Origin of the sequence: Streptomyces sp. NPDC052687 (assembly GCF_040678395.1) — a bacterium.
Lineage (GTDB): Bacteria > Actinomycetota > Actinomycetes > Streptomycetales > Streptomycetaceae > Streptomyces.
Window position 1 is genome coordinate 48,437 of record NZ_JBFATR010000045.1, and the last position, 8,270, is coordinate 56,706.

The 8,270-nt window shown below is 72.2% G+C and carries 8 protein-coding genes; 5 read left to right on the forward strand and 3 right to left on the reverse strand.

Features of this window, described 5'->3' with window-relative positions:
- Window positions 1-90 precede the first annotated feature (90 nt).
- Window positions 91-450: a metalloregulator ArsR/SmtB family transcription factor gene (locus AB0K92_RS27285; RefSeq protein WP_365927069.1), complete on the reverse strand. Its 360-nt coding sequence runs from the start codon at window positions 448-450 to the stop codon at window positions 91-93.
- A gap of 146 nt (window positions 451-596) precedes the next feature.
- Between AB0K92_RS27285 and AB0K92_RS27290 the strand changes: the two genes are divergently transcribed.
- The 5 genes from AB0K92_RS27290 to tgmB all read left to right on the forward strand — a co-directional run bounded on the left by AB0K92_RS27290 (window position 597) and on the right by tgmB (window position 5,707).
- Window positions 597-1,043 (forward strand): Fur family transcriptional regulator, encoded by a 447-nt coding sequence (locus tag AB0K92_RS27290; protein WP_365927071.1) that lies wholly within the window; start codon window positions 597-599, stop codon window positions 1,041-1,043.
- A 104-nt stretch (window positions 1,044-1,147) separates the two neighbouring features.
- A complete protein-coding gene (locus tag AB0K92_RS27295; protein ID WP_365927073.1) occupies window positions 1,148-2,512 on the forward strand; it encodes an FAD-dependent oxidoreductase in 1,365 nt (454 codons plus the stop codon).
- Window positions 2,513-2,771: 259 nt separating this feature from the next.
- On the forward strand, window positions 2,772-4,025 hold the full coding sequence (locus tag AB0K92_RS27300; protein ID WP_365927075.1) for a hypothetical protein: 1,254 nt from the start codon (window positions 2,772-2,774) through the stop codon (window positions 4,023-4,025).
- Between the two features lie 490 nt (window positions 4,026-4,515).
- A complete protein-coding gene (tgmA, locus tag AB0K92_RS27305) occupies window positions 4,516-4,707 on the forward strand; it encodes a putative ATP-grasp-modified RiPP (RefSeq protein ID WP_365927077.1) in 192 nt (63 codons plus the stop codon).
- A 16-nt stretch (window positions 4,708-4,723) separates the two neighbouring features.
- Complete coding sequence (gene tgmB, locus AB0K92_RS27310; RefSeq protein ID WP_365927079.1) at window positions 4,724-5,707, forward strand: ATP-grasp ribosomal peptide maturase; 984 nt, start codon at window positions 4,724-4,726, stop codon at window positions 5,705-5,707.
- 61 nt (window positions 5,708-5,768) lie between these two features.
- On the opposite strand, the gene AB0K92_RS27315 is transcribed toward tgmB, so the two are convergent.
- Both AB0K92_RS27315 and AB0K92_RS27320 read right to left on the reverse strand, forming a co-directional pair.
- The gene (locus AB0K92_RS27315) at window positions 5,769-6,020 is read right to left on the reverse strand and encodes a DUF5133 domain-containing protein (RefSeq protein ID WP_166004264.1); all 252 of its coding nucleotides are present in this window, start codon (window positions 6,018-6,020) and stop codon (window positions 5,769-5,771) included.
- Between the two features lie 148 nt (window positions 6,021-6,168).
- The gene (locus AB0K92_RS27320; RefSeq protein WP_365927081.1) at window positions 6,169-7,935 is read right to left on the reverse strand and encodes an ABC transporter ATP-binding protein; all 1,767 of its coding nucleotides are present in this window, start codon (window positions 7,933-7,935) and stop codon (window positions 6,169-6,171) included.
- Window positions 7,936-8,270: the final 335 nt, after the last annotated feature.

The window sequence follows — 8,270 nt, forward strand, 5'->3', positions numbered from 1 at the left end:
CCCGGGGCCGCCCCCCCCCCCCCCCCCCCCCCGGGGGGGGGGCCCCCCCCCCCCCCGCCGCGCACGGCCGGCATCGCGCCGGCACCGGCCTCAGTCGTGCGGAGCCTTCCCGCTGACCCGGTGGTCGGCGTGGCTGAGGGCTTCCATGACCAGGCGGCGCAGATGGCCGTCGCGCAGGCTGTAGTGGATGTGCCGCCCCTCGCGGCGGGATTCGACCAGCCCGGCGAGCCGCAGCTTGGCCAGGTGCTGGCTGACCGCCGTGCGCGAGGCCGCGCAGCGCTCGGTGAGCGAGCCGACGTCCGACTCCCCCTGCGCCAGCAGCCACAGCAGATGCAGCCGGGTGGGATCGGCGAGCATCGCGAACACCTCGGTGGCCTCCGCCAGACGCGCGCCGTCCGGGGGGCGCAGATGCGCGTCGAGGGCGGACGGCACGGGCTCACGATCAGGCATGCGTACAGCCTAGAGGCTGCCGCACACGACACATGACGGCCCGTTCATATGGACATGGCTTTCATTGCCATCTACCCTTGGATCATTGCCCCGCCCCCTCGCGCACCGCCGCGGGGTGCGCCGCACGCCACTGGAGGTGATCCGCCGTGAGCGGCCGTACGACGCGGCAGCGAGCGGCCGTACTCGACGGCCTGACGGACTGTCACGGCTTCGTGTCCGCGCAGGAGTTGCACGCCCGGCTGACCGCGCGCGGCGTGTCCATCGGCCTGACCACCGTGTACCGCGCGCTGCGTCACTTCGCGGCCACCGGCGGCGTCGACATGGTGCGCGACAAGGCGGGCGAGCGGCTCTACCGCCCCCGGCCCGGCGACGGACACCGGCACTATCTGATCTGCCGTCACTGCGGTTTCAGCCGTCCGCTGGACAGCGCGGTTGTGGAGGAGTGGGCCGAACACGTCACGGCCGACACGGGGTTCGCCGCGGTCGAGCACACTGTGGAACTCACGGGCGTCTGCACCGAATGCCAGGCCGCCCCGAGAGTGGACGATGGCCAGCCGGTGAAGGTTTCGAAGGCTCGCTTATCACCCTCATAAGTGAGCCTTATGACCCCATAGACCGGACCCGCGTACCGACTTAGGCATGCCTCAGCTTAGGCTTCCCCGCGAGTCGCTTGTCATCGCTCGAAGGGAACCTGATCATGCCCCGCCCTCTGCGGGTAGCCATCGTCGGTGCCGGCCCGGCCGGGATCTACGCCGCCGACGCCCTGCTCAAGTCCGACGTGGCCGCCGAACCCGGCGTGTCCATCGACCTCTTCGAGCGGATGCCGGCGCCGTTCGGCCTGATCCGCTACGGCGTCGCTCCGGACCACCCCCGGATCAAGGGCATCATCACCGCCCTGCACCAGGTGCTCGACAAGCCGCAGATCCGCCTCTTCGGCAACGTCGACTACGGCACCGACATCAGCCTGGACGACCTGCGGTCGTTCTACGACGCGGTGATCTTCTCCACCGGCGCGATGGCCGACCGGGACCTGCCGATCCCCGGCATCGACCTCGACGGCTCCTACGGCGCCGCCGACTTCGTCTCCTGGTACGACGGCCATCCGGACGTGCCGCGCACCTGGCCGCTGGAGGCGGAGAAGGTCGCCGTCCTCGGCGTCGGCAACGTCGCCCTCGACATCGCGCGCATCCTCGCCAAGACGGCGGACGAGCTGCTGCCGACCGAGATCCCGCCGAACGTCTACGAGGGCCTGAAGGCCAACAAGGCCGTCGAGGTCCACGTGTTCGGCCGCCGCGGCCCGGCGCAGGCCAAGTTCAGCCCGATGGAGCTGCGCGAGCTGGACCACTCCCCCAACATCGAGGTCATCGTCGACCCCGAGGACATCGACTACGACGAGGGCTCGATCGAGACCCGGCGCGGCAACAAGCAGGCCGACATGGTCGCCAAGACGCTGGAGAACTGGGCGATCCGCGACGTCGGCGACCGCCCGCACAAGCTCTTCCTGCACTTCTTCGAGTCGCCGGTGGAGATCCTGGGCGAGGACGGCAAGGTCGTGGGCCTGCGCACCGAGCGCACCGAGCTGGACGGCACCGGCAACGTCAAGGGCACCGGCAAGTTCACCGACTGGGACGTCTCCGCCGTCTACCGCGCGGTCGGCTACCTCTCCGACAAGCTGCCGAAGCTGCCCTGGGACATCGACTCCGGCACCGTGCCCGACGAGGGCGGCCGGGTCATCGAGGAGGGCGGCGGCCACCTCCAGTCGGTGTACGTCACCGGCTGGATCCGGCGCGGCCCGGTGGGTCTCATCGGCCACACCAAGGGCGACGCCAACGAGACCGTCGCCAACCTGCTGGACGACTTCGCGAACGGCCGTCTCCAGACGCCGCAGGCGCCCGCGCCCGAGGCCGTCGACGCCTTCCTGGCGGAGCGGAACATCCGCTTCACCACCTGGGAGGGCTGGTACAAGCTGGACGCCGCGGAGAAGGCGCTGGGCGAGCCGCAGGGCCGCGAGCGCGTGAAGATCGTCGAGCGTGAGGACATGCTCAAGGCGAGCGGCGCGTAAGCGCACTTCGCCGGCGTCGTGGTGCCGTACGGCGGTGAAAGCGCCGTACGCCGGTGAAGGGGCCGTAGGGCGGCGCAGGGCCGTAGGCCGGCGGAGGGGCCCGGTGGTCGTCCACCGGGCCCCTCCGCGTGCGCCTGTTTCCCGGAGGGGGGCGTACGGGTTCCCGGAGGGAGCGGAGAGGGGCACCCCGGTTGATCGTCATGCGGGTGGGGCACCGATACTGGCAGACAGCACGACGCCCCCGCTCACAGATGGACTCATGCCGACCTCCACCACCGCCCACCCCATGACTCCCCCCACGGTGTGGCTGGCTCGCGGCCGCCATGTCGGTGCCGCCGCCGAGGACGTCCTGCGGCGGCGTCTGCGCGACCTCAAGGCGCGCGGGGTGATCCACGACCACATGGAGCCGCCGCAGCCCGAGGACCACCCGGACAAGGTGTTCGAGGCACGCTGGGCGGTCGCCGGTGACATCACCGTGCGGGCGCGGCTGACGCTCGCGGCGCCGTCCGACGGCGGACGGGAGTGGGTGCTGGCCGCCGAGGCCGAGGCGGTCTGGGACCCGGAGTGGCCGTCGCCCGCGACCATGTTCTGGCCCGAGGAGGCCGACGGAGCCGAGGGCGCGGAGACGGAGTGGGACCGGCTCAGCGGGTCGGACCTGCGACTGCGGGACATCAACCCGCTGCCCGCCGACGACAAGGAGCTGCGGCGCGTGCTGCGGGACGCCGCGCCCGACACCTGGGCCGTTCACATCGTCGTCCACGAGGCCATGACCCCCGACGAGCGCGGCCGCCGCCCGCTCGCCCCGCTGCTGCCGCCCGGTCTGCGCCACCGCGTGGTGGAGCACCGCGCCGCCCCGCACCAGCTGCGCGCCGTGAACTGGGCGCTGCGGGAGTTCGGTGTGGAGCTGCCGCGCGGCGGCGCCGTGGTGCTGCCGGGCGTCCCGGCGCCGGAGGGCTACGACTCGGGCGGGTTCTCCGTGCGCACCGTCTTCCTCGACGGCTCCCGGCCCACCGAGCTGATCGGTGCGGTGAACCGGTTCGCCCGCACGCCGAGGCCGCTGCCGAAGGGCGCCGACGAGGTGATCACCGCGCTGCGCGAGGACTGGCACCTGCTGACGCTGGAGGAGGAGCTGGAACGCCAGCGCGCGCTGGTGGCGATGTACGCCGAGGCGCTGGAGGCCATGACCCGGTCCCGCGACCTGTACCGGGAGGCCGCCGAGCGGGCCAACGAGGCGCTGGCCGCGTACCGTGAGTCCGCGGGCCTGCCCGCCCCGGACCTTCCGGCGCCGGCCCGGGCCCAGGACAGCCGCCCCGCCTCCCCTCTCCAGCAGCTGACCCGCACGCTGGAGCGCCTCAAGGCCGGCAAGTCCCGCCGCGAGCCTGCCGCCGGACAGCCGGCCACCGCCACCCCGGCACCGGGAGCCCCCGCACCGGGCATCCCCGCACCGGGCGTCCCCGAGCCGACGGTGCCCCAGGCGCACTCCCCCGAGTCCCCGGACGCCGGAACGCCTTGAGCCGGCGGCTCCGCCGCGGAGCCCCCGCCAGGGCCCGCAGCCGAGCAAGGTGCGAGAAGCAACACACTTCAGGGGCCGCCCGGCCCGCGCCGCGTCGTGGCTGCCGGCCGGCCAGACGGTCGCTCCGGGCGCCGCTGCTGCCGCGCCCGGCTCCCTCCGCGCGCCAGGTCGGTACATGTGAGGCAATACCGGGGCCGTATCAGGGAATTGGAGGAGTGGACGACCCACCCCGCAGTGTCCCTACGCTCCCCGCACTCGCCGGACCTCACACCGGTCGCCTCTCCGTAATGTCGCCGGACTCAACCGCCGGGCGCCCTGAACCGTCTCAGGTTCAGGGCGCCCTGTACGCAGAAAAAAATTACGGAGCGTAAGGAAACCAACCAGGCGTTCGATTCGTATAAGTCCATGGAAGCCCTGGAGATCCAGTGGGCGAAGTCAGGAAGCGGCGTGCCGACGGCTTCACCGGGGCAGCACCGACGAGGGAGAGACGATGCAACCGTTCGCGCTCAACTACGCACGCCCGGCGGCGGAGTTGGCCGTCGCCACCCCCTACGCCTACGACCCCGGACGGCAGTTGAACGTGCTCTTCGACGGCCGGATCGCCGCGACCGATCACGCTCTGCTCCGGGAGCTGGGGACCACGACGTCCACGGCGGGCTCGAAGACACACTTCGACGACTGACCACGGACCGTCGACGATGACCGTACTGATCCTGACCAGCGACCAGGACGTGACGGCGGACATGGTGGTCGTGCACCTGAACGCGTCCGGAGTGCCGGTGGTCCGGCTGGACCCCGCCGATCTGACGGGCGGGGTCTCGCTCTCGGGCGAGTATGTGCACGGCTCCTTCCGGGGCCATCTGTGGTCCGGAGGGCGGCTGGTGGGCCTGGACGGGCTGCGGTCCGTGTGGGTGCGCCGCCCGGGCGCCCCGGCCGCTCGCGCGGCGGCGCCCTCCGCCTGGCTGACCGAGGAGTCGTCGCAGGCGCTGTACGGCATGCTGCGCTCCACCGGAGCCCGCTGGATGAACCATCCCGACGCCGCTCGCCGGGCCCGTCACAAGCCGTGGCAGCTGCGTCTCGCGCAGTGCAGCGGGCTTCCGGTGCCGGCCACACTGATCACGACCTTCCCGCAGGCCGCGCGGGACTTCGCCGAGCGTTTCCCGGATCTGGTGGTCAAGCCGGTCTCGGGCGCGCATCCGCAGGAGCCGCCGCAGGCCGTGCCGACCAGCCGGGTGCCGCCCGGCACGGACTTCGCCGCGGTCGCGTTCGGGCCGACGCTGCTCCAGCGCCGGATCGCCAAGCGGGCGGACATCCGGCTCACGGCCGTCGGCGACCGGCTGCTGGCGGCCCGCAAGGAGACCCCGTCCGACGCCGACCCCGACGAGGTCGACGTCCGCTTCGCCACGCCCGCCCTGCCCTGGGGAGCGGCCGAGGTGCCGCCGCGGATCGCTGAGGGAGTGCGCGCCTATCTGCGCGAGGCGGAGCTGGCGTACGGCGCCTTCGACTTCGTGGAGGACGCCGAGGGGACCTGGTGGTTCCTGGAGTGCAACCAGTCCGGTCAGTTCGGGTTCGTGGAGGTGGACACGGGTCAGCCGATCGCCCGGACGATCGCCGAGTGGCTGGCCCGGCCCGCCGCGGGGCTGCCGCGGCGGACCTGCGACGCCGGCACCGCGGTCCCGTGACCGCGGTCCCGTGACCGCGGTGCGGGCGTCGTGGGGTGTGCGGCGGACTCGTACGGCGGGGTCAGACCGCCACCGACAGGCCGCTGTCGCTGTCCTCGTCCGGGTCCGCCGCCCGGCCGTCGGTCAGCAGTAGGGCGTCCGCCCTGGCGATGGCCTCGTTGATCTCACTGGTGCCCATCATCACGCAGAGCGTGTAGCTGACGTCGTCCAACTCACGTGCCGTGGCCGCGCTCTCCCGCTCCGCCTGAGCGATCCGCAGGGTCGCGTACCGGGTCAGGAGCTTTCTGACGACCTTCGGGTCCGGTACAAGCACGGGGCGCCCCTCTCTCGGTTTTTCGCTGCGTATGCCCGGACGGTGCCGGACCAATCACCTCCGCGGCGCGCCGTTCACAATTGACTCAATACCGTTGCTTAACGCCCACGGCGCGCGGGGCGTGCGCCGGGGCGTATCCGTAGCCGATTCACGCTGCTTGGCCCTGGTGCAGCGCCGCGTAGGCGCCGCCCCGGCGGAGCAGTTCCTCGTGGGTGCCGACCTCCTGGATCCGGCCGTCGCCCATGACCACGATCCGGTCCGCGCCCCGCACGGTGGACAGCCGGTGGGCGACGACGAAGGTGGTCCGGCCGCGCAGCAGCCGGGCGAGCGCCTGCTGGACCAGTGCCTCGGAGCGGGTGTCGAGGGCGGAGGTGGCCTCGTCGAGCACCAGCACCCTGGGGTCCCGGATGAGGGCGCGGGCGATGGCGAGGCGCTGCCGCTGCCCGCCGGACAGCCGGGCGCCGTGCTCCCCGACCAGGGTGTCGAGGCCCTGCGGCAGCCGGTCGACGAACTCCAGCGCGTTCGCGTCCCGCAGCGCGGCGCGGACGGCCTCCTCGTCGGCGTCGTCCATGCCGTAGGCGACGTTCTCGCGGACGGTGCCGTCGAAGAGGATCGACTCCTGGGGGACCACGGAGACGAACCGGCGGTAGGTGCGCAGGTCGAGGCCGGCCATGTCGGTGCCGTCGAGCAGCAGCCGGCCCCGGGTGGGGCGGATGAAGCCGATGACCAGGTTGAGGACGGTGGACTTGCCGGCGCCGGACGCGCCGACCAGGGCGATGGTCTCGCCGGGGGTGACGTCGAGGGTGAAGTCGCGGACGGCGGCCCGCCCGCCGTCGTAGGCGTAGCCGACGTGCTCGAAGGTGACGGCGCCGTGTACGGCGGTGACCTCGGCCTTGCCCTCGTTGTCCTCCAGTTCCGGCGCCTGGAGCACCTCGCCGACCGAGCGGACCGACTCCAGGCCCTTGGAGATGACCGGGGTGAGGCCGGCCAGCGTGGTGACGGAGTTGGTGAGGGTGGTCAGGAACGCGCTGAGCATGACGACGTCGCCGGGGGTGACGCCCCAGACGCCGTAGTACGAGATCAGCGCGGCGCCGGCCAGGACGAGGACGCCGACGACGTTGAGCACCACCCAGGCCAGCGAGCCGAACCGGCCGTTGACCAGGTCGAGGCGCATCCCGGAGGTGAGCAGCCGGCGCAGGGTGCGGTCCATGCGGCGCAGCGCCTTGCCCTCCAGGCCGTGGGCGCGGGTGACCGGGATCAGGCGGGTCATCTCGGTCACCCGGGACGACAGGGTCTCCACCTCGTGCCGGAAGTGCTCGTTGTGGGTGCGCAGCCGGGACCGCAGCCGGGCGACGAGGAGGGCGGCGGCGGGCACGACGACCAGGAAGACGGGGAGGAACTCGGGGGTGCGGACGGCGATGATGACCAGGCCGCCGATGAGCACGGTGGTGGCGCCGAGTCCCTGCTCGGCCGTCTGCTGGACCATCTGCTCGACGGTCTCGACGTCGCGGACCACCTTGGCCTGGAGGACTCCGGCGCTGACCCGGGAGTGGTAGCCGATGGACAGCTGCTGCATGCGGGTGCACAGCGCGGAGCGCAGGCCGGTGCCCATGCGGCGGACGCTGCCGTAGAGGAGGCGGACGTAGAGGACGTGCAGGGGGTAGTTGACCAGCAGGATGAAGAGGATGATCCCGGTGCTGGCGAAGAGTTCGGCGACGGGCCGGTGCTGGACGACGGTGTCGATGATGGACGCGGTGATCAGCGGCAGCAGCCAGATGGGGCTGTGCTTGAACGTGAAGACGCCGACCGCGGCGGCGAGACGCCGGCGGTCGGCGCGGAACAGGTAGGCGAGGGTGCGTATCGGATGCTCGCCCTGGTAGCGGTGATCGAGCGGTTTCTCGGGCGGCGACGCCATCGGCGGTGATCCTCTCCGGTGACCTAGGGAAGTCCGGTGACCTCGGGGACGAGGCACTTTCCGCGAAAGCGCTTTCTCCCCTGTTCGGCCAGGGGTACACCACCGTGGGGCGGTCGGGCCGGAGTGTCCGCAGCGTGAGACCGGGCGGGCGGGGCGGCTCCGCCGCGGGGTCCGGAGGGCACGGGACCGGGCGGGGGCGTGGCCCGGCGGGCCATCCCCACGAATAAAACCCACACACCCCCCCCCACCAAAAAACCCAACCAAAACAAAGGTCCCAAGCCCCGGCGCGCCCAACCCCAAGGACCCCGGCACACAAACCCGGACCCCACCAAGGC